This window comes from Pandoraea pneumonica (genome assembly GCF_902459645.1).
GTDB classification, from domain to species: domain Bacteria; phylum Pseudomonadota; class Gammaproteobacteria; order Burkholderiales; family Burkholderiaceae; genus Pandoraea; species Pandoraea pneumonica.
In genome coordinates this window covers 2,016,095-2,040,508 of the sequence record NZ_CABPSK010000001.1, presented here as the reverse complement: position 1 = coordinate 2,040,508, position 24,414 = coordinate 2,016,095, and the positions used below count along the sequence as shown (strand labels likewise).

Here is a 24,414-nt window from a genome sequence, read left to right as displayed (position 1 = left end):
AAACGCCTGCGGCACGCGAGGGGGAAAGCGAGAAAAGTCATAAATTAGTGTTGACTTAAATCTGATATATCGTATATTTCGTTCGGTATATTTGCGGTGGAGCGAGAGCGGATCCGCAAGCATCAGAGACAAAGTCGACGAGGCGAAGACCTCGTAAAAGCATACCCAGGGGGCATAGACCCCATCCGGAAGGTGTTGTTGTTGTGAAGCTGTCAAACAACTGAAAACCGATGGAGGAGGTACAAGTGGAGACGACAAATCAACACGGTAAGACATCCGTGTTCGCGAGCCCTTGGGTTCAGCTCGTGTTCGGCGTGATTTGTATGGCGATGATCGCCAACTTGCAATACGGGTGGACGCTGTTCGTCAACCCGATCGACGAGAAGTATCACTGGGGCCGCACGGCCATTCAGGTGGCATTCACGATCTTCGTGGTCACGGAAACGTGGCTCGTGCCGATCGAGGGCTATCTGGTCGACCGCTTCGGTCCGCGCCCCGTGGTGGTGGGTGGCGGTCTGCTTTGCGGTATTGCGTGGGCGCTCAACGCCTACGCCGATTCGCTCGCGATGCTGTATTTCGCAGCGGCGGTAGGCGGTGTCGGTGCCGGTGCGGTGTATGGCACCTGCGTGGGCAACGCGCTCAAGTGGTTCCCGGCTAACCGGGGGCTGGCAGCAGGGCTGACGGCAGCAGGCTTCGGTGCAGGTTCCGCCCTGACCGTGGTGCCGATTGCCAACATGATCAAGAGCAGCGGCTATGAGAACACCTTCCTGGTGTTCGGTCTTGGCCAAGGCATCATCGTGTTGCTTCTCGGTCTTGCGCTGGCTTCGCCGCCCGCCGCTTTCGAGGCACTCAAGAAGCTTGCCCCGGGCGCACGCCGCTACAACGCCAAGCCGACCGAAGTCATGCGCAGTCCCGTGTTTTGGCTGATGTATCTGATGTTCGTGCTGATGGCCGCAGGCGGTCTGATGGCAACGGCACAGCTCGGCCCGATCGCTAAGGACTACGGCCTGGACGGCACCCCGGTTTCGCTCATGGGGCTGACCTTGCCGGCACTGACCTTCGCACTGGCCATCGACCGTGTGCTCAACGGCGTCACGCGTCCGATCTTCGGCTGGATCTCCGACAAGATCGGTCGTGAAAACACGATGTTCATCGCCTTCGCGATGGAAGCCGCGGGTATCTACGCGCTGTCGGTCTGGGGCCAGCACCCGGTCGCCTTCGTGATTCTCACGGGTCTCGTGTTCTTCGCCTGGGGTGAAATCTACAGCTTGTTCCCGGCCACTTGCGCCGACACCTTCGGTTCGAAGTACGCCGCGACCAACGCCGGCATGCTCTACACCGCCAAGGGAACGGCTGCGTTGCTGGTGCCTTTTACCAGCGTCATCACCGCAACAACCGGTAGTTGGCACGCTGTGTTCATGATCGCAGTCGTCATGAATGCAACGGCCGCCGTACTCGCGCTCTTCGTGCTCAAGCCGATGCGCGCTCGACTCGCCCAACGCTATGCGGACAGCAGTGCCCGCGACGCCGAGGAGGTCATTACCAAACCAGCAGACTTGTCCCGCAGTACGACCTGAGGAACAGGCGCCGGCAGGAGTGCCGCGCGCGACGCGACCGGATTTACGGCGCAGCGCGCGCGGCATGCAAGACAGTTTTGAAGTCCTAAAGTAATCGTCAGCGAAAGACGACGCAACACTGAAACCGGAAAAATTGGAGGAGAGAATTATGTCCATTGCGATGACCGTGCCAGTCGGCAAGGCGGAAAACAACACCGCGGGCGACACGCTCAAAGACAGCAGCCGACACGCGAACATCGTGTCCGAGGCAGAAACGACTGATGGTTTCCATCTGGTCATCGATGCCCTGAAAGCGAACGACATTGACACTATCTTTGGTCTGGTGGGGATTCCCATTACCGATCTGGCCCGCCTCGCACAAGCCGAAGGCATGCGCTTCATCGGTTTCCGTCATGAACAGCACGCCGGCAATGCTGCGGCGATCGCTGGCTTCATGACCCAGAAGCCCGGCATTTGCCTGACCGTGTCCGCACCGGGCTTCCTGAACGGCCTGACGGCACTGGCGAACGCCACCACCAACTGCTTCCCGATGATTTTGATCAGCGGCTCGAGCGAGCGCGAAATCGTCGATTTGCAGCAGGGTGACTACGAAGAGATGGATCAGCTCAACGCTGCCAAGCCGTACTGCAAGGCCGCTTACCGCGTGCTGCATGCAGAAGACATTGGCGTGGGCGTGGCGCGTGCGATTCGTGCTGCCGTCTCGGGCCGCCCGGGCGGCGTGTATCTGGATCTGCCGGCCAAGCTGTTGGCCCAGACGCTCGATGCACAGAAGGCGAAGGATTCGCTGATTCGTGTGATCGACGCCGCACCGCGTCAGATCCCGGCACCGGACGCCGTCAAGCGCGCCCTCGACGTGATCAAGAACGCCAAGCGCCCGCTGATTCTGCTGGGCAAGGGCGCCGCTTACGCGCAGGCCGATGCCGACATTCGTGCACTGGTCGAGAAGTCGGGTATTCCGTACCTGCCGATGTCGATGGCCAAGGGCCTGCTGCCCGACACGCACGAGCAATCGGCGGCTGCCGCACGTTCGTTCGTGCTGCAAGAAGCCGACGTCGTGGTGCTGATCGGTGCTCGCCTGAACTGGCTACTCGCGCACGGCAAGGGCAAGACCTGGGGTTCGGCCCCGAAGAAGTTCGTGCAGATCGACATCTCGCCGACGGAAATCGACAGCAACGTGGCGATTGCCGCGCCAGTGATCGGCGACATCGGTTCGTGCGTGTCGGCACTGGTGGCCGGTATCGACGCGAACTTCGGCAAGCCGAGTGCTGAATGGACCGGCGCGATTGCGGAACGCAAGAACAAGAACCTGGCCAAGATGGCGGCAACGCTCGACCAGAACCCGTCGCCGATGAATTTCCACAGCGCACTGCGCTCGATTCGCGACGTGCTCAAGGCGTATCCGGATATCAATCTGGTCAACGAAGGCGCAAACACGCTCGACTACGCCCGCAGCATCATCGACCAGTACCAGCCGCGCAAGCGCTTCGACTCGGGTACGTGGGGCGTGATGGGCATCGGCATGGGCTTCGCCATCGGTGCAGCCGTGACGAGCGGCAAGCCGGTCGTGGCGATCGAAGGCGATAGCGCGTTCGGTTTCAGCGGCATGGAACTCGAAACGATCTGCCGTTACGAGCTGCCGGTGACCACCATCATCTTCAACAACAACGGCGTGTATCGCGGCACCGACGTCAACCCGACGGGCGGTAAGGACGTGGCACCGACGGTGTTCGTCAAGGGCGCGCGCTACGACAAGATGATCGAAGCCTTCGGTGGCATCGGTTACCACGTCACCACGCCGGAAGAACTGACCAAGGCGCTGCAAGAGGGCATCAAGTCGGGCAAACCGACGCTCATCAATGCAGTGATCGACGAATCGGCGGGCACGGAAAGCGGCCGTCTGACCAATCTGAATCCGCAAAGCGCGGCGATGAAAAAGTAACTCGAGTCAATTAAGGAGACATGACATGAGCAAACCCCTCGAAGGCATCAAGATCATCGACTTCACGCACGTGCAAGCCGGCCCGGCCTGCACCCAGTTGCTGGCTTGGTTCGGTGCGGACGTGATCAAAGTGGAGCGCCCCGGTTCGGGCGACGTCACGCGTACCCAACTGCGCGACATTCCCGATGCCGACGCGCTGTACTTCACCATGCTCAACAGCAACAAGCGCTCGCTGACGCTGGATACGAAGACGCAAGAAGGTAAGGAAGTGCTCGAGAAGCTGGTGCGTGAATCGGACGTGCTGGTCGAGAACTTCGCCCCGGGCGCGCTGGATCGCATGGGCTTCACGTGGGAGCGTCTGAACGAACTGAATCCGAAGCTGATCGTGGCCTCGGTCAAGGGCTTCTCGGACGGTCACCATTACGAAGACCTGAAGGTCTACGAAAACGTGGCGCAGTGCGCCGGCGGTGCCGCTTCGACGACGGGCTTCTGGGACGGTCCTCCCACGGTGTCGGCCGCAGCACTCGGCGACAGCAACACGGGTATGCACCTGGCTATCGGCATCTTGACGGCACTGATCGGTCGCGGCCAAACGGGCCGTGGTCAGAAGGTGGCCGTGTCGATGCAAGACTCGGTCATCAACCTGTGCCGCGTGAAGCTGCGCGACCAACAGCGTCTGGATCGCGTGGGCTATCTGGAAGAGTATCCGCAGTACCCGCACGGTGAGTTCAGCGACGTGGTGCCGCGTGGCGGTAACGCCGGCGGCGGCGGTCAGCCGGGCTGGGTGCTCAAGTGCAAGGGCTGGGAAAACGACCCGAACGCTTACATCTACTTCACGATTCAAGGCCACGCTTGGGAGCCGATCTGCCGCGCACTGGGCAAGCCGGAGTGGATCAGCGATCCGAACTACGCCACGGCACAAGCGCGTCAGCCGCACATCTTCGACATCTTCAAGACGATCGAAGAGTGGCTCGCCGACAAGACCAAGTACGAAGCGGTGGATATCCTGCGCAAGTTCGATATTCCGTGCGCGCCGGTGTTGTCGATGAAGGAAATCGCGGACGATCCGTCGCTGCGCGCTTCGGGCACGATCGTGGAAGTGCCGCACAAGGAACGCGGTTCGTACCTGACCGTCGGCAGCCCGATCAAGTTCTCGGGTCTGAAGCCGGAAATCACCGGTTCGCCGCTGCTGGGCGAGCACACGGAAGAGATCCTGGCAGAGTTGGGCTACAGCAAGGACCAGATTGGCAAGCTGCATTCGGCCAAAGCCATCTGAGCCTGAAGTGAGCATGTAGTCGCGCAGGTGCCGCATCTTCATCAGGTGCGGCACCTGTTGTCGTTTTTCGGGACCGCATTGTCTTTTGATTCATGTATTTTTGTTGCATGTTTAAATCGTAGTTATTGATCCCCCACAGAAAAAGCAGGAGACACCATGAGCGCACCGGTGGACGCAGCACAATTGGTTCAGGTCGTGGGCGACGCCATCGTCGTGGCCGACCCGAAGAACATCATCACCTTGTGGAATGCCGGCGCGGAAAAGATGTTCGGCTTCTCGGTCAGTGAAGCGGTCGGGCAACCGCTGGACATCATCATTCCCGAGCGCCTGCGCCATCGTCACAACGAAGGCTATGAGAAGACCATGGCCACCGGGCAAACGAAATACGGCAGCGATTTGCTGAAGGTGCCCGCGACGCATAAGGATGGGCGCGCCATGTCGATCGCGTTCACCGTGGCGCTGCTGCGCGACGCGCAAGGGCAGGTGAGCGGTATCGTGGCCGTCATTCGCGACGAGACCTCACGCTTCCAAGAAGACCGCCAACTGCGCAAACGCGTCGCTGAACTCGAAGCCAAAGTCGGTGAGCTCACCGGCGCGCGCGCCTGATCCTGCCCGTCATGTCTTGAATTACGCCTGCCGCGCTCGCGGCAGGTTCTGCTTTTCCTCGCCCTCTAAAACCTCCCCCCAGACAGACCGGGGCCCTTTCTCGCTGCTCAGACAGTGTTCAACTCGCCTCGAGAAAGGGCCCCGATCTGTCTCTCCCAGCCTTGGTGGCATGCCTGTAAACCCGTAGCCAGCACTGAAGGTGTTTTAAATGCTGCGGCGCAAACCCCTTTAAACATGCGCATTTGGCGGGAATTCTTCGATTTATTCCGCAAAGCAATAACTGCCATTGGCAAAAAATAGCCGTTGATAAAATATCGTGTATGAAATACTGTATATCACAGTCAAATACCAACATAACGGCCCTTGCAGCCGAGCCCGAGGAGGAGACAACCATGGCATTCACCGCCATCGCATGTCCGCATACCGCCAGCGTTATCGCTAACGATGGGGGTCGATCATGAGCAAAGCACTCGAAGGCGTGCGCATTCTCGACTTCACCCACGTGCAGTCGGGTCCGACCTGCACGCAGCTGCTCGCTTGGTTTGGCGCCGACGTCATCAAGATCGAGCGCGCTGGCCACGGAGACGTCACGCGCGATCAGTTGCGCGACATCCCGGATGCGGACAGCCTGTACTTCACGATGCTCAACAGCAATAAGCGTTCGATCACGCTCGACACGAAGCACCCGGAAGGCAAGGCGGTGCTCGAGCGCATGATTCGCGATTGCGACGTGCTGGTGGAAAACTTCGCGCCCGGCGCGCTCGATCGCATGGGCTTCACGTGGGAACACATCCACGCGCTGAACCCGCGCATGATCGTCGCCTCGGTCAAAGGCTTCGGCCCCGGCCCGTATCAAGACTGCAAGGTCTACGAGAACGTGGCGCAGTGCGTGGGCGGTGCCGCCTCGACGACCGGTTTCGACGACGGCCCGCCGATGGTGACGGGCGCCCAAATCGGCGACTCGGGCACGGGCCTGCATCTCGCGCTGGGCATCGTCACGGCGCTGTATCAGCGCACGATGACCGGCCAAGGCCAGCGCGTGCTGGCGGCGATGCAAGACGGCGTGCTGAACCTCTGTCGCGTGAAGCTGCGCGATCAGCAACGCCTCGAGCGCACGAACGTGATGGAGGAGTACCCGCAATACCCGAACGGTCAGTTCGGTGACGCGGTGCCGCGCGCAGGCAATGCGTCGGGCGGCGGTCAGCCGGGCTGGATCGTCAAGTGCCGCGGCTGGGAGACGGACCCGAACGCTTATATCTACTTCATCACGCAAGCCCCGGTGTGGGGATCGATCTGCAAGGTGATCGGCAAGCCGGAGTGGGTGGAACACCCGGACTACGCCACGCCGCGTGCTCGTCTGCCGCGCCTGCGCGAGATCTTCGACACCATCGAGCAATGGACGATGACCAAGACGAAGTTCGAGGTCATGAACATTCTCAACGAGTACGACATTCCCTGCGGCCCGATTCTCTCGATGAAGGAAATCGCCGAAGACATGTCGCTGCGCGAGACCGGCACGATCGTGGAAGTGGATCACCCGAAGCGCGGCAAGTACCTCACGGTGGGCAACCCGATCAAGCTGTCCGACAGTCCGACGCACGTGGAACGCTCGCCGCTGCTTGGCGAACACACCGACGACGTGCTCTCGGAATTCGGCTACAGCGCCCAGCAGATCGCGGCACTGCGCGAAGTCGGCGCAGTGTGAATGACCTCAAGAAGTCGCGTCCGGCGCGCGCACGCTCCGTCGTGCCGCGTCGCCGGACCGTTACCGGAATGGCAAACGCATGAAGCTCTGGACTCGTTTCAAAACTGCCCACGGCCGCATCGGCTTTGGCCTGCTCAAGGGCGACCTCATCCACGAACATCGCGGCAGTCTGTACGACGAGCCGATCGCCACGGGCGCCACGATTGCGCGCGACACGGTCGATCTGCTGTGCCCGTGCGAGCCGAGCAAGATCGTCGCGCTGTGGAACAACTATCACGCGCTCGGCGCGAAGCTCGGCAAAGCCGCGCCCTCGCACCCGCTCTTTCTCATCAAGCCTGCCACCACGCTCGTCGGCCCGAACGCGGTCATTCGCCGCCCCGCCGCCTATGCGGGGAAGATCGTCTTCGAGGGCGAGTTGGGCATCGTGATCGGCAAGCGCACGAGCAACGTCAGCGTGGAAGCGGCGCGCGATCACATCCTCGGCTACACGCTGGTCAACGACGTCACGGCCGCTGAAATCATCGGCGAAGACGAAAACTTCGCGCAGTGGACCCGCGCCAAGGGCTACGACACGTTCGGCTGCGTCGGCCCGGTGATTGCGCAGGACTTCGACTGGCGCGAGGCGGAACTGATTACCCGGCTCGATGGCGCAGAACGCCAGCGCTATCCGCTCGCGGACATGATTTTCAACCCGTGGGAGCAAGTCTCGCGCATCTCGCAAGACATGACGTTGTTGCCCGGCGATGTGATCGCCGTGGGGACGTCGGTCGGCGTGGGCTCGATGAAGGAAGGCCAGTTGGTCGAAGTGAGCATCGACGGTCTGGGCACGCTCGCCAACCGCATGGGTTGATGCGCTGATTTCACGGTGGTCGGCCGGGGTGGCAATGGCCTGAGTCGATCGCCCTTTTTCATTCGGCAGTCCGGTGGTTCACAAGGGGTTATTTGCGAACTGCCGGGCTGCCGCTTGCATCAGCGAAGGATCAGCCAAGCATCAGCCAAGCATCAGCCAAGCATCAGCGAGAGGTGTCGCGCGCCGCGGGAATTTCGGACACGGCGGGCGGCGGCAGCGGGCTCTTGTAAGCCATCATGCCGTCGATCAGCGCCGCGCCTTCGGTCAGCAGGAACTGGCGGAACGCATGGGCGACAGGCGGCAGACGCTTGCTGCGCCGGTGCACGACGTACCAGCTTTGCCACGCGGGAAAGCCCTGCACGTCGAGCACCACGAGATGCCCGGTCTGAAGTTCCATACCGACCGTATGCGCCGACAGGAACGAGACACCCATGCCAGCAATGACGGCCTGTTTGATGGTCTCGGTGCTCGATATCTCCATCGCAATCTGCAACTGCGACGTGCGATGGCCGAAAGCATCCTGCATCGAGTTCCACGTGTCAGAGCCGCGCTCGCGACAGATGAACGGTTCGGCGGCTAAGCGCGCAAACGGAATTTGACGCAAACCGGCGAGCGCATGGTCGGGCGGCGCAACGATGACGTAAGGGTGGGGCGCGAAGACCTCGTTCACCGTATCGATCTCGTGGGGCGGACGCACCATCACCGCCAGATCGGTCAGGTTTTCGGTGAGCTGGTGCAGCAGTTCCTCGCGGTTATGCACCGTGAGGTTCAGGGTGATGCCGGGGTGCTGTGCCGTGAAGGCGGCGAGCACGCGAGGAAAGAAGTAGTCGCCCGCGCTGATCACGGCCACGTTGAGCTTGCCGCCCGTGATGCCCTTGAGGTGATCCATCGCCTCTTCGGTCTCGCGAAACAGCGCAATGATCGCGCGGCTGTAGTGAAGCATTTCGCTGCCCGCCGGCGTGAGAAAGATCTTTTTGCCGAGTTGTTCGAACAGCGGCAAACCGGCGTGCGTCTCGAGCTGCTTGACCTGCGTCGAGACGGCCGGTTGCGTGAGATGAAGTTCTTCGGCGGCGCGCGAGAAGCTCAAATGGCGCGCCACGGCTTCGAAGACCTTGAGCTGGCGGAGCGTGGCGTTTTTCATGCGCCGAAGTATAAGCAATCGTAGATGGTTTGCATAATTAACTTTAACTGTCTTTTATAGGTGGGGCTGCGTAATCTGCAATGGCAGCCCGCATGACAGCCACGTGACGGCAGGGACGACATAAACCCCCATCACGTCAGGCACCGGCGGGTCCGCGTGTTCTGGAGACGATCACTGATTTGGGAGAGCGCCAACATGTCTGTCATCGAAACGCATATCAAGCCCGCCGCCCTGGCCCCGGTTGCCAACGCCCATCTGCATGCGTTCAACAACGCGTTTGTCGAGCTGGGTCTCGATTGGCATTGGGATCACCCGACGTACCACAAGTTGCTGCGCATGACGGGCAACGACGATTTGCCGCTGGCGTATCTCGAAGGGACGTCGGCCCAAGCGCTGCGTCACGCCGAGTTGCTGCTGATCGGCGCGTATCTCGATGGGCATCAGCCGCACTTGCTGCGTGCCTACGAGCCGGAATTCCTGTGCGACCTGATTCATTGCACGAAGGTGCGCTGCTTCGAAGCGGCCAATGAAGGACGTTCGATGCAACCGCCGCGTACCGCGCTGGCCTGAGTTTTACAACACGACAGGGGCCCAGACCCCGAGACAATAACCATGCATATTGGCATTCCGAAGGAGACGGTCGGCGGCGAAACCCGCGTCGCGGCCACACCGGAAACGGTGAAGAAGCTGGTAGGCGCAGGGCATCGCGTCACCGTGGAGCGAGGTGCAGGCGATGCGGCAAGCGTGCCCGACGCGGCGTATGTCGCAGCGGGTGCCGCAACCGGCAGCGCAGCGGAAGCATTCGGGGCGGAACTCGTCCTGAAGGTACGCGCGCCGTCGATTGCCGAAGTCGGCCAGATCGCGCGCGGCGCGGCGGTGGTCGGCATGCTTAACCCGTTCGACGCCGAGAACAACGCCCGTATGGCGTCCGCCGGCATCATCGGCTTCGCACTGGAAGCTGCGCCGCGTACCACGCGTGCGCAAAGCATGGACGTGCTTTCCTCGCAGGCGAACATCGCTGGCTATAAAGCCGTGATGCTTGCCGCGAACCTGTATCAGCGCTTTATGCCAATGCTGATGACGGCAGCCGGTACGGTGAAGGCCGCGCGCCTTGTCGTGCTGGGCGCTGGCGTCGCAGGCTTGCAGGCCATCGCTACGGCCAAGCGCTTGGGCGCGGTCATTGAAGCGTCTGACGTGCGTCCGGCCGTGCGCGAGCAGATCGAATCGCTCGGCGCAAAATTCATCGACGTGCCGTTCGAAACCGACGAAGAACGCGAGATCGCCAAGGGCGTAGGCGGCTATGCCCGGCCGATGCCTGCTGCATGGCTCGCGCGCCAGTCGCAACTGGTGCACACGCGTTTGACGCAAGCGGACATCGTCATTTCCACCGCCCTGATCCCGGGCCGCGCGGCACCGACGCTGATCGCAGAAGACACCGTCAAGGCCATGAAGCCGGGCTCGGTGATCATCGACCTCGCCGCAGGGCGCGGCGCGAACGGTGGCGGCAATTGCCCGCTGTCGGTGGCCGACGAGATCGTGAAGGTGCACGGCGTGACGATCGCGGGTTACACGAACTTGGCAGGCATGGTCGCGGCTGACGCCTCGGCGCTTTATGCCCGCAACGTGCTCGACTTCCTCAAGCTGGTGATCGACAAGGAAAACAAGCTCGTCATCGATACCAACGACGACATCGTCGCCGCGTGCCTGATGTGCCGCGACGGTCAGGTGCTGCGCGCCGCATAAGAGGGGGAGACATAAGAATGGAAATGATCAATCACACGGTGATCAATCTGATCATCTTCGTGCTGGCGGTGTACGTCGGCTATCACGTGGTGTGGAACGTCACACCGGCGCTGCACACGCCGCTCATGGCGGTGACTAATGCGATTTCCGCCATCGTCATCGTGGGCGCGATGCTCGCGGCTGGCCTGACCGAAGGCGGTCTGGGCAAGACGATGGGCGTTGTTGCTGTGGCACTGGCCGCCGTGAATGTGTTTGGGGGCTTCCTCGTCACGCAACGCATGCTCGAGATGTTCAAGAAGAAAGATAAGGCGCCCGCTAAGGCCGCTAACGATTCGGCCGCTAAGGGAGCCCACTGACATGAGCATGAATCTTGTGACGCTGTTGTATCTGGTCGCGTCGATCTGTTTCATTCAGGCGCTCAAGGGCCTGTCGAATCCGCGCATGGCGCGACGCGGTAACGCGTTCGGCATGATCGGTATGGCGATTGCTGCGCTCACTACGCTCGCGCTGATCTTCGAACTGCGCAAGCTGTCTGGCGGCAACTATTCGGGCCTCGGCTTGATCCTCGCGGGGCTGGTCGTTGGTGGCGGTATCGGTGCCTACGTCGCTCGTAAGGTCGAGATGACGAAGATGCCGGAACTGGTCGCAGCAATGCACTCGCTGATCGGTCTGGCCGCCGTGTGTATCGCCGTCGCGGCAGTGGCAGAACCGGCAGCCTTCGGCATCGTGGCCGCGGGCCAGCCGTTGCCGCCGGGCAACCGCATCGAGTTGTTCATCGGTACGTTTGTCGGTGCGATCACGTTCTCGGGTTCGGTCATCGCGTTCGGCAAGCTTTCGGGCAAGTACAAGTTCCGCCTGTTCCAAGGCGCACCGGTGGTCTTCAAAGGCCAGCACATGGTGAATCTGGCGCTGGCCATTGCAATGCTCGCCTTTGGCGGCGCGTTCTTCGTCACGCAAAGCTGGACGCCGTTCGTCGCCATGACGGCCATCGCCTTCGTGCTTGGCGTGCTGATCATCATCCCGATTGGCGGTGCCGACATGCCGGTGGTGGTGTCGATGCTGAACTCGTATTCGGGCTGGGCAGCGGCAGGCATCGGCTTCTCGCTGAACAATCCGATGCTCATCATCGCCGGTTCGCTGGTGGGTTCGTCGGGCGCGATTCTGTCGTACATCATGTGCAAGGCCATGAATCGCTCGTTCTTCAACGTGATTCTCGGTGGCTTCGGTGCACAGGCAGGTGCTGCCGCCGCCGGTGGCGAGCAGCAGCAACGTCCGGTGAAGTCGGGCTCGCCTGACGACGCGGCGTTCCTCATGAGCAACGCGGAATCGATCGTGATCGTGCCGGGCTATGGCTTGGCTGTCGCTCGTGCCCAACACGCGTTGAAGGAACTGACCGACAAGCTGGTGGAAAAGGGTGTGAGCGTGCGCTACGCCATTCACCCGGTCGCAGGCCGCATGCCGGGTCACATGAACGTGCTGCTCGCAGAAGCCGAAGTTCCATACGATCAAGTGCTGGAAATGGACGAGATCAACGGCGAATTCGGTCAGACCGACGTGGTGCTGGTGCTGGGCGCCAACGACGTGGTGAACCCGTCGGCCAAGAACGATCCGCAATCGCCGATCGCAGGTATGCCGATTCTCGAAGCCTACAAGGCCAAGACGATCATCGTGAACAAGCGCTCGATGGCCGCCGGTTACGCCGGGCTGGATAACGAGTTGTTCTATCTCGACAAGACGATGATGGTCTTCGGCGACGCGAAGAAGGTCGTGGAGGAGATGGTCAAGGCAGCGGCCTGACGGCAGGTGTCTCGGGGCGCGCCGGTTTCTCCGGCGCGCCAGCGCCACCGCGGTGGCTCGTTGGCTCACTTATTGGCAGGGCACTAGCACATGAACGTATCGCTGAGACAACTCAAGGTCTTCATGGTCGTGGCGCGCAGCAAGAACTTCAGCCGCGCGGGCGCCGAAATCGGCCTGACACAACCGGCCATCAGCCGCTGCATCAACGAACTCGAAGCGCAACTCGGTTTGCGCCTCGTGGACCGCACCACGCGCGAGGTGTCGCTCACCGACGCCGGGGTGACGCTCGCAGGCAACCTCGACCGCGTACTCGACGAATTGGAAATTGCACTGCTGCAAACGCACGGTGCCGAAGCGCGCACGACCGGCAGGGTCCGTGTCGGCGCAGCGCCCACGATCTCGGCGACGCTCATGCCGCGCGTGTTACTCGCATCGCAGGCGACGTATCCGGACATCGCACTCGCCCTGGTCGATCAAATGCAACGCGCGGTCCTCGACAGCGTGCGTGCCGGTGACGTCGACTTCGGCATCGTCGTCGCGCCGCAAGGGGCCGACGATCTCTACACCGAATTGCTCATGAGCGAGCCGTTCTGTCTGGTGTGCCGCACCGACCACCCGCTCGCTACGCAAGCGGCCGTGCACTGGTCGGAATTGTCGGGCGAGAATCTGGTGCTGCTCAATCAGGGCTCGGGCAGCCGTCCGCTGATCGATCGCGCACTGACCACGCAGAAAGTGCAGGGCACGATCACGCAAGAACTCGGGCACGTGAGCACGATCTTCCGCATGGTGCAGGAAGGGCTGGGTGTCAGTATCTTGCCGCCGTTCGCGCTGCCGTTGCCGGAGAACTCGACGCTTGCCGTGCGCCCGCTCTTGCCCGCCTTCGAGCGCGCGATCGTGCTCGCCCGTCGCAAGAACCGCTCGCTCTCGCCCGTCGCGCAGACCATGTGGGAGTTGATCCATCGTGTCGTGCGCGAGCGCAACGGACAACTGCGCGGCGACGCACAGGCGTTCGTCACGGCAGCCACTGCGGCCACGGCCACCGCCGCTGTCACCGACGCCGCAGGCGGCAAGGCCTGATTGCCTCACATGGCGTGGCGCGTGCCTACGGTGTCACAGGCATGCGCCACGTTCATCGAAAGTTGGCGAACACTTCGCTGGCTATGGGTGCACGCGTCACTGCATTCCACCCGCATTCCTAATGAAATCAACGATTTGCTAGCCATTTAGGCCGGGTTGTCCACAGGCTTGTGAACAAAATCTGTGGATAAGCCTTGCGCGTCGAGCATGGCACGCACGTGCTCGACGAACGCTTGCGCGAGTTGCGACGGCGGGTGATGAAGTGACGTCACGACCGAGTACGTGGACAGGATCTGTGGTGAAAACGGCCTGACTTCTACCCGCTGCCTCGCGAACGATGCCGTGATGCCGTCGATGATCGCGACCCCCGCACCATGCTCGACGAGCGTGCAGACGGCGGCAGAGAGCTGTGACTCGACACTCATGACGCGATCCACCCCATGCGCGGCAAACACGCGATCGATATCGTGCCGCGCGTCCGATTCTGTCGGGAACGAGACGAAAGCTTCCCCACGCAAATCTTCCGGCGTAATGGCCTCGCGGACCTGACGTGACGCGAGCGCATGCCCCTTTGGCAGCACGCACTGCATCGGCACTTGCAGCAACGGTTGCACGTGCAGACCGGCATGCGTGATCGGATGCGCGATGAAGCCGACGTCACAGCGGCGGCCTAACACCATGTCGACGACGATGTTCGACGCATGCACCAACAGCGTGGTGTTGATCCCGGCGTGCTCGCCCAAGAAGCGTGTCAGCGCAATGGGCAGGAAGTCGAGCGCGATGGCGGGGGCACCCGCGATATGCAACGAGCCGCGCCGCAACGACTTGATCTGCTCGGCCGTCTGCGCAATGCGCTCCATCCCTGCGAACGAGCGCTGGACTTCATCGAACAGCACGAGCGCTTCAGGCGTGGGTTGCAAGCGCCCGTTGCTCCGGTCGAACAAAGCAAACCCGACGTCGGCTTCGAGATCGTTGAGCAAGCGCGTGACGGCGGGCTGCGAGACGTGCAGCATCTGCGCCGCGCGCGTGACGGTCTGGCGCAGGATCACGGCGCGGAAAGCTTCGAGTTGGCGGATCTTCATGGCGGGGCGGCAAGGCCGGAGAGGGCGGCGACGTCGCCATAATATCGATGAATACTGCTCTCACAAAATGTGATTTGACGTATCGCGTGCGCGTGGAGGATGCTTCATTACTCTTATGAATCAAGACTCGGGCGCATAAGCGGCAAGCCATAACATCCGGTATTGCCTCGCGCCGTCGAGACTTCCCCATCGATGCAAAAGACAAGCGAGATTGCCGTGATTGGCGGCGGGCTGGTCGGCATGGCCATTGCCTATGGACTGGCCCGGCGCGGCGAGTCTGTCGTCGTGCTCGACGGTGCCGACGATGCACTGCGCGCCGCGCGAGGCAATTTCGGCCTCGTCTGGGTGCAGGGCAAAGGGGCGAGTTGCCCGAACTATGCGCGCTGGTCGCTGCATTCTGCCAACCGTTGGCAGGCGTTCGCCGACGAACTGGAAGCCCGCACGGGTGTCTCTGTCGGCTTCGAGCGTCCGGGCGGTTTCAACATCGCAGAGACCGCCGAAGAACTGGCCGCCAAAGTGGCCGTCATGCAGCAGCTTGCCGCGAGCGAGCCTGCGCTGACTTACGAAGTGCTCGATCACGAAGCCCTCGCCGAGCGCGTGCCCGCCATTGGCGATCATGTCGCGGGCGCGATCTACTCGCCGCACGACGGTCACGTCAGCCCGCTTTATACGCTGCGCGCGCTGTTCACTGCGTTCACGCAGACGGGCGGCACGTATGTGCCGAATGCCCGCGTGACGAACATCACGCCGCGTGCCGGGGCGTTCCATCTCGACATCGAAGGCGGCCGTACGCTTGACGCCGGTCGCGTGGTACTGGCCGCAGGGCTTGCCAATCGGGATCTCGCGCCGATGGTCGGGTTGTCTGCGCCAGTGCGCCCGATGCGCGGGCAGATTCTCGTGACCGAGCGCGTCGCGCCGTTCCTCTCGAATCCCACGATTTACGTCCGTCAAACCGTCGAAGGCTCGGTCATGCTGGGCGACTCGGCCGAAGACGTGGGCTTCGACGACGGCGTTACGCCCGATGTCATTGCCGATATCGCCCGTCGTGCCATCTCGCCGTTTCCGCTCTTGCGCAACGTGCGTGTCGTGCGTGCATGGGGTGCGTTGCGAGTGATGACCTCGGATGGCCTGCCGATTTACGAAGCTTCGCGTGCCTGTCCCGGCGCGTTCCTCACGACTTGCCATAGCGGCGTGACGCTGGCCGCTGCCCACTGCGACACGATCGTGCCGTGGATCATGGGCGGCGAGCGTCCCTCCCTTCTGAACCCATTCAATGCCCAACGATTCGCTGTTTAAACCGCTCGCGCGCCGCGATGGCACGACGGTGCGCATCGTGATCGATGGCACGCCGTTCGATGTGCCCGCAGGCGTGAACGTCGCGGCGGCCATGCTGGCCGCTGGCGTCACCGTCTGCCGCACGACGCCGGTGACTGGTGCATCGCGTGCGCCTTATTGTCTGATGGGCGTTTGCTTCGACTGTCTTGTCGCCATCGATGGCGTGCCGAATCGGCAAGGTTGCATGACGCCCGTGCGCGACGGCATGCAAGTGCAGCGCATGCACGGCGCGAGGGATGCCGTATGAGTATTAAACAAATTGATTTGCTCGTTGTCGGCGCGGGCCCGGCTGGGCTCGCGGCGGCGCTCGAAGCGAAGCGTCGCGGTCTCACGCCGCTGGTCATCGATGAAAACCCGCTGCCGGGCGGCCAGATTTATCGCAATGTGAGCGCATCGCCGTTGGCAGACCCCGCATTGCTCGGCGACGACTATTTGTACGGCCGCACGCTGGTGCAGGCGTTCGAAGACGCCGATATCGATTACTGGCCGCGCACGATGGTGTGGCAGATCACGCAGGACCGACGCGTGTTTGCCACCCGCGAAGGCGCGGGGACATGGCAGATCGACGCGCAGGCCATTGTGCTGGCGGGCGGCGCGATGGAGCGTCCGTTCCCGATTCCCGGCTGGACGCTCCCGGGCGTGATGGGCGTGGGGGCGGCGCAAACGTTGCTCAAGTCGGCGGCGCTCGCACCGCGCGACGGTGCCGTGCTCGCGGGTTGCGGGCCGCTGCTCTACCTGTTCGCATGGCAGATGCTGCGCGCCGGTGTGCCGGTTCGCGCCATTCTCGATACCACGCAACGCCGGGCCAAACGCGATGCTCTGCGTCATCTCGGTGGTGCCTTGCGCGCGCCGGGGTATCTCGCCAAAGGGCTTGGTTTGCTGCGCGCGATTCGCGCGGCAGGCGTCGAGCATGTGAAGGATGTGGAAGCGCTACGCGTGTTCGGCAACGCGGCGGGTGATCAGGCGGAAGCCATCGAATATCGCGTGGCTGGACAGACTAAGCGCATCGAAACACCGCTCGTGTTGCTGCATCAAGGTTTGGTGCCGAACACGCAGATCACGCGCTCGATTGGCTGCGAACACGTTTGGAGCGACGCGCAACTGTGCTGGCTGCCGCGTACCGATGCGTGGGGCGAGACCAGTGTGCTGGGCATCTTCGTCGCGGGCGATGGGGGCGGCATTGCGGGGGCACGTGCTGCCGAGCCGTCGGGGCGGCTGGCGGCGTTACAGGCGGCGCATGCGCTCGGGCATATCGATACGTCGCGCCGCGACTCAACGGCCCTCGCGTTGCGCCGCGACCTCGCGCGTCACACGGCGATCCGGCCGTTTCTCGATGCGTTTTATCGTCCTGCGGATGCCTTGCGACGGCCCGTCGACGACGACACCGTGGTGTGCCGTTGCGAAGAAGTGACGGCGGGCGATGTGCGGAACATGGCCGCGCTGGGATGCGTCGGGCCGAACCAAACGAAGTCGTTCTCACGGTGCGGGATGGGGCCTTGTCAGGGGCGCCTGTGCGGCCTGACAGTGGCAGAGTTGCTCGCGCAGGCCCATGGCCGCGACGTGGCAGACGTGGGCTACTACCGCATTCGTGCACCGCTCAAGCCGGTCATGCTCGCTGACCTTGCCATGGCCGTGCCTGCACCGACACAACCCGGCGAGCGGAAGGAATTTCCGCGTTGATCCGGCATCGAATGGGCGCTGCATAGGCGTTGACTTTGCGTCGCGTTTGGATTTTCCGAGCGCTGAACCGTTTCCCCTGCCTGGCTGCCGCCCGCGTACTTGACCGGCGCGGCGCGGTGGCCAGCTTTTTTCAGCGTGGCGTTGATGTGTCGGACACCGTCGCATTGCCGGGCCTTCACGGCAATGTCATCGCGCTTGCGCTAGAATTGCCTTTATTCGCCGGTCGCGCCTAGTGCCGACGGCCAGCGAGACTCTCTTCTCGTTACGTCGCAGCACGCTCCGCCGCTGCGTTACTCCCAAGTTTCAAGACTCCCATGACTTCTGAATCTGCGAAGCCACGCACGGGCTTTTGGCCTGCACGCGCGGCGACGATGGCATTACTTTTTTGCAGCGGTTTTCTCTATGCGACGTGGGGCGTGCATGTGCCGACCGTCAAGGCGATGTTCGACCTGAACGATGCGAGCCTCTCGGTGGCGATGTTCGCGGTGGCGGGCGGCGCTATCGTCACGATGTCGCGCATGGCCCGCTGGATCGGCCGGGCGGGCAGCCAGCGCGCGAGCCTCGTCTCCGGCATGGCGCTCGCCGTCACCAGTGCATTCATCTTGTCGATGCCGAGTTACTGGGGCCTCGTCGGATGGCTCGCGCTCTACGGCGCCGCGAACGCCACGTATGACGTTGCCGTGAACGCGCAGGCCGCGACGTTGGAAGCGCGTTACCGCCAACCGATCATGGCCTCGCTGCATGGCTGCTTCAGTCTGGGCGGGATGTCGGGGGCGCTCGTGGGCGGTGTGTGGCTCGCGCATCACGGCTCGCCGCAATGGCATATCGGTCTGGCGGCCATGGGGTGCGCCATCGTGATGCTCGTCGGTGCGCGCTTCATGCAAGCCGATATGGCGCCGGGGGAAGCCCCGGTGGCGCAGGACGATTCACCGCGCAAGACCATGCCGCCGCCCGCACTCGACGACGCGTCGCGCCGCAAGTTGCATCGACGCCTGACCGGCTTCGGCATTCTCGCGTTTCTCGGGCTGGTGGTGGAGGGCGCTATGTACGACTGGACGGCGGTCTACATGCGCGAAGTGGTGGCAGCGCAGGGCGCATGGATTGGCGCGGGTTACGCGGCTTTCTCGCTCGGCATGGCGGGCGGACGCTTCGGCGGCGACCCGATACGTGCCCGTATGGGCGGCGCACGCCTGCTGCGTGTGAGTAGTTTGCTATGTGTGGGCGGGGTGCTGCTTGCGCTGATCTGGCGTGAACCGGCAACTGCTGTGCTGGGTTTTGCGCTAGCCGGGCTGGGCTTGTCGAACGTGATGCCGGTGATGTTTGCCGCATCGGGCGAAGTCGCGCGCGGGGCAGGCATGGCGAGTGCCGAAGCGATTGCGGTGATGGCGCGGCTCGCCTATCTCGGCCTGCTCGTGGGGCCTGTGTTGATCGGTGCCATTGCACACGGTGTCAGCTTGCCGGTCGCGCTGGCTGCAGGCCTGTTATGCATCGTGCCGATTGCGTTGCTTGCGCCGAAGATGCTGGCGGGCGCCGATGGGCGCACCGCGCAGCATTGACGTGCGCAACGCAAAGCAAGTTAAGCCAACGTCACCGACACTTCACCCACCCCGTCGATGGTGCCGCGCAACACGCCGGCGCTGTTGGCGGGAATCATGCCCACGTACGAGCCGCACGTAATCACGGCACCGGCGCGCATCGTAATGCCGCGCTTGCCGTTGTAATTGACGAGCCACGTGAGCAGCGAGCGCGGGTCGCCTGCCGGGTTGCGCGTGCGTGCCGGGGCGATGTTCTTGCCGTCGAGCGTGAACGTCACTTTCGGCGAATCGAGATTGAGCGACTTGGCGTAATCGCGGCCGCTGCCGATCACGAGTGCGCCGTTGTTCTGCAAATCGGCGAGCACAAAGCGCGAATCGAGACCGGTTGCGGCGTAGCGGCTGTCGGTGATTTCAATCGTGACGAGCGTCTCGCCCACGTGCAGAAAGATGTCGCGCTCGTCGTGGCGGCCCGGCTTGATATCGCGCGCGAGCCGGAACGCCACTTCCAATTCCAGACCTGGCCGGAAGAAGTCGCTCAGCGCGAGCGTGCCACCGGCCTCGTTCACCACCGATGCGGGAATCGGCGCGCAGTTCGGCAGATCCATCGGTGCTTTCGCGCCGACTTTCCATGCGGCAATCGTCTCACCGAGCAAATCGAGCGTGCGCAGTTGCACGGCATACGCCGCGTTGGCATCGACGGGCTGCAATTGCGCGGCGGGCGAATCGATGGGCGTGTCGCCACGGCGCGTGTCGGCCAGCAACTGGGCTAAGGCTTCGACGTTGGCTTGGGTATCGGGCATGAAGCGAGTCTCCTGGATGTAGGGCGGGCAATGCCCGTTTGCCGTGCGAACGGCAGCGATTCAGACAGACGAATCGTATACATAATTCAACGCGAATTGCGCAGTGCAGCGAACATGATGTCTACCGCGTGAAAACAACAGTCAACGTAGTCAAAGTGACATCGATCTGCGAGAATCGGTCGTCGTGTAATGATTCGTAATATTTCGTGGCGCTCGTGGTGCGATCCACACCGGCGCAGTTTGTCGCCCGTCGCGAAAGTGCAGTGCCTGGTGTCCCTGGTGTCCCCGCTGTCGAAATCACTCTTCCAGAAGCGAACGACCTTGCCGAGCCTATGCACTCTGTCCCGTTGAATGCTTTCCCCGATCACTCGCCGCATGTTCCGCTGCGCACCGCAGATGTTGCGGACGCGGCCGTGCACTCGCCGATCAGCCGTCAAGCGCTGCATCTCGCGGTGGGCGATCGTCTGCGTCGGATGATTACCGAAGGCGTGCTGCCGCCGGGTGCGCATTTGAACGAGCGCGCACTGTGCGAACAGCTTGGCGTATCGCGCACGCCGCTGCGCGAAGCGCTCAAGTCGCTCGCCGTCGAGCGGTTGATCGAGTTGCTGCCCAATCGCGGTGCGCGCGTCGTGACGCTCTCGTCCGCTGATATTGCCGACGCGTTCGAACTGCTGAGCGGTCTCGAAGCATTGGCGGGGGAGTTGGCCTGCGAACGAATCACGCAGGCGGAAATCGACGAGATTCAGGCGCTGCACGCGACCATGCACGTCTGCCATGCGCATGGCGATTTACCCGGCTATTTCGAATGCAACCGCCGCATTCACGAACGTATCAATGCCGCTGCACGCAACCCGTCGCTGGTTCATATGTATCAGTCGGTGAACCGCCGCTTGCAGGCGCTGCGTTTCCGCTCGAACCTGCATGCAGGCAAGTGGGAGCGCGCGATGGCCGAGCACGACGCCATGCTGCAAGCCCTGCAAACGCGCGACGGCGTAACCCTTGGCCGCTTGCTGCGCTCGCATCTGATGGCCAAATGCGACGTGGTGCTGGCGCATCTTCGTGCGGCGGCGTAAGTGTCGGGATCAGCTTCAGGATTAGCTGCCGCGGCCACCTAGGCGGCGCGCGTCGTACTCACCAATCCTTCATTGAGCATCGCCGCGACGTAGGCGTCCGTCTTGCTGCGCAGGTGCGTCTCCATGAGCGTGCGCAATCGCTTGCTGTCGCGGCGACGCATGAGAGCGAGCATTTCCGCATGCTCGTCTACGGCCTGTCGCCAGCGCTCCGGCGTCGGCGTCAACCGCTCGCGGACATATCGCAGCCGCGCGTTCAGATTATGGAAATACTCGGCAAGCGGCCCGTTATCGGCAATGCGCAAGATGCTCAGGTGAATTTGCTGGTTGAGCGAGAAGTACGCGGCGTGATCGGTACGTGCGTAAGCCGCTTCCATCTCCGCTTGCAGGCGGGCAAGTTCGTCGAAATCGGCGTCGGTCGCTTTCTCGCAGGCTTGTTCGCCTGACAACCCTTCGAGCACTGCCATCACGGCGAGCAGGTTCACCACCTCGTCCACGCTCACGCGCGCCACACGGGCACGGCGCGTCTCAGAAATTTCCACTAACCCTTCGTTCGCCAGCCGCTTGAGCGCTTCGCGCAGCGGCGTGCGCGATACCGCCAAGGCGTCGCACAGCGTGCGCTCGACGAGCGGGGTGCCCGGGCGCAGGTCGCCGCGAACGATGCGCGCTTTGAGCGCTTCGTAAGCGGTGGCGTTGAGCGAAGCGGAGGTGTCCATGAGCCGGGTGTTCTAAAAATGGAATGCCAATTTTGATGTTGACGATACCTTTCGTCAATCGCCATCCGCCGAATATCCCACGTTAACCCTGATTTTTACGGTTATCACTTGCCAATTTTGCCGCATCACTTCTATCGTTAACGAAAATTGGTATACCAAAAATGGCTCGGCGCATGGGGTGCCAGCCGACGAACGAAGGAGGCAATGTGACATCGACCGTTCTGACCGAGCAACGTGGCGCAGTGGCGCTGGTGACGCTCAATCGTCCCGAGAAACTCAATGCGCTGACCAAGCCGATGTGGCAGGCGCTGGGTGACACGATTCTCGCGCTGTCCGAGACCCCGGACGTGCGTTGCATCGTGCTGCGCGGTGCAGGCGAAAAGTCGTTTGCCCCGGGCAACGACATTGCTGAGTTCGAAACCGATCGTGCCAACGTCGAGCAGGCACGCGCGTATGGCGCGCTCATGCATCGCACACTCGACGCGCTGGCCAACTGCCCGGTGCCGCTCGTCGCGATGATTCATGGCATTTGCGTGGGCGGCGGTATGGAGATTGCCGCGTCGTGCGATGTGCGTATTTGCGGCGAATCGAGCCGCTTCGGTGCGCCGATTAACAAGCTGGGCCTCGTGATGGCGCATGCGGAGTTGTCGGGGCTGGTGCGGTTGGTGGGGCCCACGCGTGCGCTCGAAATCTTGCTCGAAGGCCGGATCTTCGATGCACAGGAAGCCCATCGCATTGGGCTCGTCACGCGTGTTGTGCCCGATGCGAACGTTGCCGAGGAAGCGCTGGCGAGCGCTGCGCGTATTGCGGCCGGTGCGCCGTTGGTGGCGCGTTGGCACAAGCGGTTCGTGCGGGAGTTGGTCAGCGGGCAGCCGCTCACGCCTGCGCAACTCGACGAGGGGTTTGCGTGCTTCGGCACAGCCGATTTTCAGGCGGGCTATCGCGCGTTTCTCGCGAAGACGGCCCCTGTGTTCGAGGGGCGCTGAGATGACCGATACCGTTCAAAAGCAAGGCGGTCCGCTGCAAGGCGTCAAAGTGATCGAGTTGTCGCACATCATGTCGGGCCCGGTGTGCGGCATGATGCTGGCCGACATGGGCGCCGATGTCATCAAAGTCGAGAAGATGGAAGGCGACGACGCGCGCCGTTTCGCGCCGATCCTCCCGCATGGCGAATCGGCGTCGTTCATGATGCTCAATCGGCACAAGCGCGGTATTGCGCTCAATCTCAAGACAGAAGGCGGCAAAGCTGTGCTGCGCAAGATGCTAGCCAGCGCCGATGTGGTGACCGAGAACTATCGCAAAGGCACGATGGAAAAGCTCGGACTCGGCTACGAGACGCTGCGCGAGGCGAACCCGGCACTGATTTATTGCGCAATCTCCGGGTACGGCCGCACGGGGCCGTATGCCGATAAGGGCGGCTTCGACCTGATCGCGCAGGGGCTGTCGGGTCTCATGAGCGTGACCGGTGAGCCGGGGCAGGCACCCATTAAGGCGGGTTCGCCCATTGCCGACATCAACGCGGGCATTCTGGCGGCGCTGGGCATTTCGGCGGCTTACGCGCACCGTCTGCGCACGGGGCAGGGGCAGATTGTCGATACGTCGCTGCTCGAAGCGGGGTTTCAGCAGATGTATTGGGCAGCGGCCAACTTCTTCGCGAGTGGCGAGAATCCGCCGAAGCTAGGCTCGGCCAATCCGACGAGTACGCCGTATCAGGCGTTTCGCACGCAAGACGGCTGGATCAATATCGGCGCGGCGAATCAGGCCAATTACGAGCGCTTGCTGCAAGTGCTCGATGCGCCGGAAATTGCGGGCGATCCGCGCTTCGCGACAAACGCCGGGCGCACGGCGCACCGTGCAGAACTCGTGGAGCTGATCACCGGCTATTTGCTGCGCGACACGACGCAGGCGTGGGTCGAGCGGCTCGACGCCGTGGGGCTGCCCGTCGGCCCGGTGCTGCCGATCTCGGAAGCCGCCGTGCATCCGCAAATCGTGGCACGTGAGATGGTCGTGGAAACGGTGCACCCGCTTGACGGCCCTACGCGCAGCATCGGATTGCCGATTCGGTTCTCGGAGACGCCGAAGCAAACCGGCGGCCCCGCCCCGAGGCTTGGCGAACACACGCTCGACGTGCTGTCGGAATATGGGTACGACGACGCGCAGATTCGCGATTTGCTGGCACAAGGCGCGATTCATGCGCTGACGACGGAGCGTGCTAGCGCAGCCTGACGCGATGGGAAGGGGGCTGCCGCGACATGAGCCGCGACATCCGCCAAAGCGCCGTGCACCGCTCAGGTGCCCGGCGCTTTTTTCATGAAGTGGAATCGCCGCACGAATTTGCCCCGGATCGGAAATCAGTCCGAACTTCCCTCGGAAGGGCCGGTCGGTCCTTAACGGGCCTAAACAGCGGGCCTAAACAGCGGGCCTAAACAGCGGGCCTAAACAGCGGGCCTAAACAGCGGGCCTAAACAGCGGGCCTGCACTGCCG

22 protein-coding genes are annotated in these 24,414 nt (G+C 62.6%); 18 read left to right on the top strand and 4 right to left on the bottom strand.

Translation table 11 applies throughout. The features are described 5' to 3' along the window. Positions 1-230 precede the first annotated feature (230 nt). From oxlT to PPN31114_RS08890, 6 genes are all read left to right on the top strand, one after another. A complete protein-coding gene (oxlT, locus tag PPN31114_RS08915) occupies positions 231-1,577 on the top strand; it encodes an oxalate/formate MFS antiporter (protein ID WP_174987811.1) in 1,347 nt (448 codons plus the stop codon). Positions 1,578-1,725: 148 nt separating this feature from the next. Further along, positions 1,726-3,516: an oxalyl-CoA decarboxylase gene (oxc, locus tag PPN31114_RS08910; RefSeq protein WP_217426925.1), complete on the top strand. Its 1,791-nt coding sequence runs from the start codon at positions 1,726-1,728 to the stop codon at positions 3,514-3,516. A gap of 25 nt (positions 3,517-3,541) precedes the next feature. Then, positions 3,542-4,792, top strand: coding sequence for a formyl-CoA transferase (gene frc, locus PPN31114_RS08905; RefSeq protein ID WP_150679020.1), 1,251 nt, complete (start codon positions 3,542-3,544; stop codon positions 4,790-4,792). 156 nt (positions 4,793-4,948) lie between these two features. Next, positions 4,949-5,398, top strand: a complete 450-nt coding sequence (locus tag PPN31114_RS08900) for a PAS domain-containing protein (RefSeq protein ID WP_150679019.1) — start codon at positions 4,949-4,951, stop codon at positions 5,396-5,398. Between the two features lie 457 nt (positions 5,399-5,855). Then, positions 5,856-7,103 (top strand): formyl-CoA transferase, encoded by a 1,248-nt coding sequence (frc, locus tag PPN31114_RS08895; RefSeq protein ID WP_150679018.1) that lies wholly within the window; start codon positions 5,856-5,858, stop codon positions 7,101-7,103. A gap of 79 nt (positions 7,104-7,182) precedes the next feature. Next, positions 7,183-7,953, top strand: a complete 771-nt coding sequence (locus PPN31114_RS08890) for a fumarylacetoacetate hydrolase family protein (RefSeq protein ID WP_150679017.1) — start codon at positions 7,183-7,185, stop codon at positions 7,951-7,953. 163 nt (positions 7,954-8,116) lie between these two features. Here the strand turns inward: PPN31114_RS08890 and PPN31114_RS08885 are convergent, their stop codons facing one another. After that, positions 8,117-9,094 (bottom strand): LysR family transcriptional regulator, encoded by a 978-nt coding sequence (locus tag PPN31114_RS08885; RefSeq protein ID WP_150679016.1) that lies wholly within the window; start codon positions 9,092-9,094, stop codon positions 8,117-8,119. Positions 9,095-9,289: 195 nt separating this feature from the next. Between PPN31114_RS08885 and PPN31114_RS08880 the strand changes: the two genes are divergently transcribed. From PPN31114_RS08880 to PPN31114_RS08860, 5 genes are all read left to right on the top strand, one after another. Further along, entirely contained in the window at positions 9,290-9,664 is a 375-nt protein-coding gene (locus PPN31114_RS08880; protein WP_150679015.1) for an HAD family hydrolase, read from the top strand. A 42-nt stretch (positions 9,665-9,706) separates the two neighbouring features. Continuing rightward, the gene (locus tag PPN31114_RS08875; RefSeq protein ID WP_150679014.1) at positions 9,707-10,837 is read left to right on the top strand and encodes an NAD(P) transhydrogenase subunit alpha; all 1,131 of its coding nucleotides are present in this window, start codon (positions 9,707-9,709) and stop codon (positions 10,835-10,837) included. A gap of 17 nt (positions 10,838-10,854) precedes the next feature. After that, positions 10,855-11,193, top strand: coding sequence for an NAD(P) transhydrogenase subunit alpha part 2 (locus PPN31114_RS08870; RefSeq protein ID WP_150679013.1), 339 nt, complete (start codon positions 10,855-10,857; stop codon positions 11,191-11,193). A gap of 1 nt (position 11,194) precedes the next feature. Further along, the gene (locus PPN31114_RS08865; protein ID WP_150679012.1) at positions 11,195-12,634 is read left to right on the top strand and encodes an NAD(P)(+) transhydrogenase (Re/Si-specific) subunit beta; all 1,440 of its coding nucleotides are present in this window, start codon (positions 11,195-11,197) and stop codon (positions 12,632-12,634) included. A gap of 90 nt (positions 12,635-12,724) precedes the next feature. Next, positions 12,725-13,711: a LysR family transcriptional regulator gene (locus PPN31114_RS08860; RefSeq protein ID WP_246182443.1), complete on the top strand. Its 987-nt coding sequence runs from the start codon at positions 12,725-12,727 to the stop codon at positions 13,709-13,711. Positions 13,712-13,857: 146 nt separating this feature from the next. On the opposite strand, the gene PPN31114_RS08855 is transcribed toward PPN31114_RS08860, so the two are convergent. After that, positions 13,858-14,793, bottom strand: coding sequence for a LysR substrate-binding domain-containing protein (locus tag PPN31114_RS08855; RefSeq protein ID WP_150679011.1), 936 nt, complete (start codon positions 14,791-14,793; stop codon positions 13,858-13,860). A gap of 192 nt (positions 14,794-14,985) precedes the next feature. Here PPN31114_RS08855 and PPN31114_RS08850 point away from each other — a divergent pair, with 192 nt between their 5' ends. The 4 genes from PPN31114_RS08850 to PPN31114_RS08835 all read left to right on the top strand — a co-directional run bounded on the left by PPN31114_RS08850 (position 14,986) and on the right by PPN31114_RS08835 (position 19,364). Next, a complete protein-coding gene (locus PPN31114_RS08850) occupies positions 14,986-16,089 on the top strand; it encodes an NAD(P)/FAD-dependent oxidoreductase (RefSeq protein ID WP_150679010.1) in 1,104 nt (367 codons plus the stop codon). Next, the gene (locus PPN31114_RS08845) at positions 16,067-16,375 is read left to right on the top strand and encodes a (2Fe-2S)-binding protein (RefSeq protein WP_150679009.1); all 309 of its coding nucleotides are present in this window, start codon (positions 16,067-16,069) and stop codon (positions 16,373-16,375) included. The genes PPN31114_RS08850 and PPN31114_RS08845 overlap by 23 nt, the downstream gene beginning before the upstream one ends. After that, positions 16,372-17,808: an FAD/NAD(P)-dependent oxidoreductase gene (locus PPN31114_RS08840; protein WP_150679008.1), complete on the top strand. Its 1,437-nt coding sequence runs from the start codon at positions 16,372-16,374 to the stop codon at positions 17,806-17,808. The genes PPN31114_RS08845 and PPN31114_RS08840 overlap by 4 nt, the downstream gene beginning before the upstream one ends. A gap of 371 nt (positions 17,809-18,179) precedes the next feature. Continuing rightward, positions 18,180-19,364: an MFS transporter gene (locus PPN31114_RS08835; RefSeq protein ID WP_174987808.1), complete on the top strand. Its 1,185-nt coding sequence runs from the start codon at positions 18,180-18,182 to the stop codon at positions 19,362-19,364. A gap of 20 nt (positions 19,365-19,384) precedes the next feature. Here PPN31114_RS08835 and PPN31114_RS08830 read toward each other — a convergent pair whose 3' ends face one another. Beyond that, a complete protein-coding gene (locus tag PPN31114_RS08830; protein WP_150679006.1) occupies positions 19,385-20,143 on the bottom strand; it encodes a 2-keto-4-pentenoate hydratase in 759 nt (252 codons plus the stop codon). A 413-nt stretch (positions 20,144-20,556) separates the two neighbouring features. On the opposite strand from PPN31114_RS08830, the gene PPN31114_RS08825 reads away from it, so the two are divergent. After that, a complete protein-coding gene (locus PPN31114_RS08825; protein ID WP_281350959.1) occupies positions 20,557-21,216 on the top strand; it encodes a GntR family transcriptional regulator in 660 nt (219 codons plus the stop codon). A gap of 38 nt (positions 21,217-21,254) precedes the next feature. Here PPN31114_RS08825 and PPN31114_RS08820 read toward each other — a convergent pair whose 3' ends face one another. Beyond that, complete coding sequence (locus tag PPN31114_RS08820) at positions 21,255-21,929, bottom strand: GntR family transcriptional regulator (RefSeq protein WP_150679004.1); 675 nt, start codon at positions 21,927-21,929, stop codon at positions 21,255-21,257. Positions 21,930-22,135: 206 nt separating this feature from the next. Between PPN31114_RS08820 and PPN31114_RS08815 the strand changes: the two genes are divergently transcribed. Continuing rightward, positions 22,136-22,915: an enoyl-CoA hydratase-related protein gene (locus PPN31114_RS08815; RefSeq protein WP_370865845.1), complete on the top strand. Its 780-nt coding sequence runs from the start codon at positions 22,136-22,138 to the stop codon at positions 22,913-22,915. 1 nt (position 22,916) lies between these two features. Next, positions 22,917-24,155: a CaiB/BaiF CoA transferase family protein gene (locus PPN31114_RS08810; protein ID WP_150679003.1), complete on the top strand. Its 1,239-nt coding sequence runs from the start codon at positions 22,917-22,919 to the stop codon at positions 24,153-24,155. The last annotated feature ends 259 nt before the right edge of the window (positions 24,156-24,414 follow it).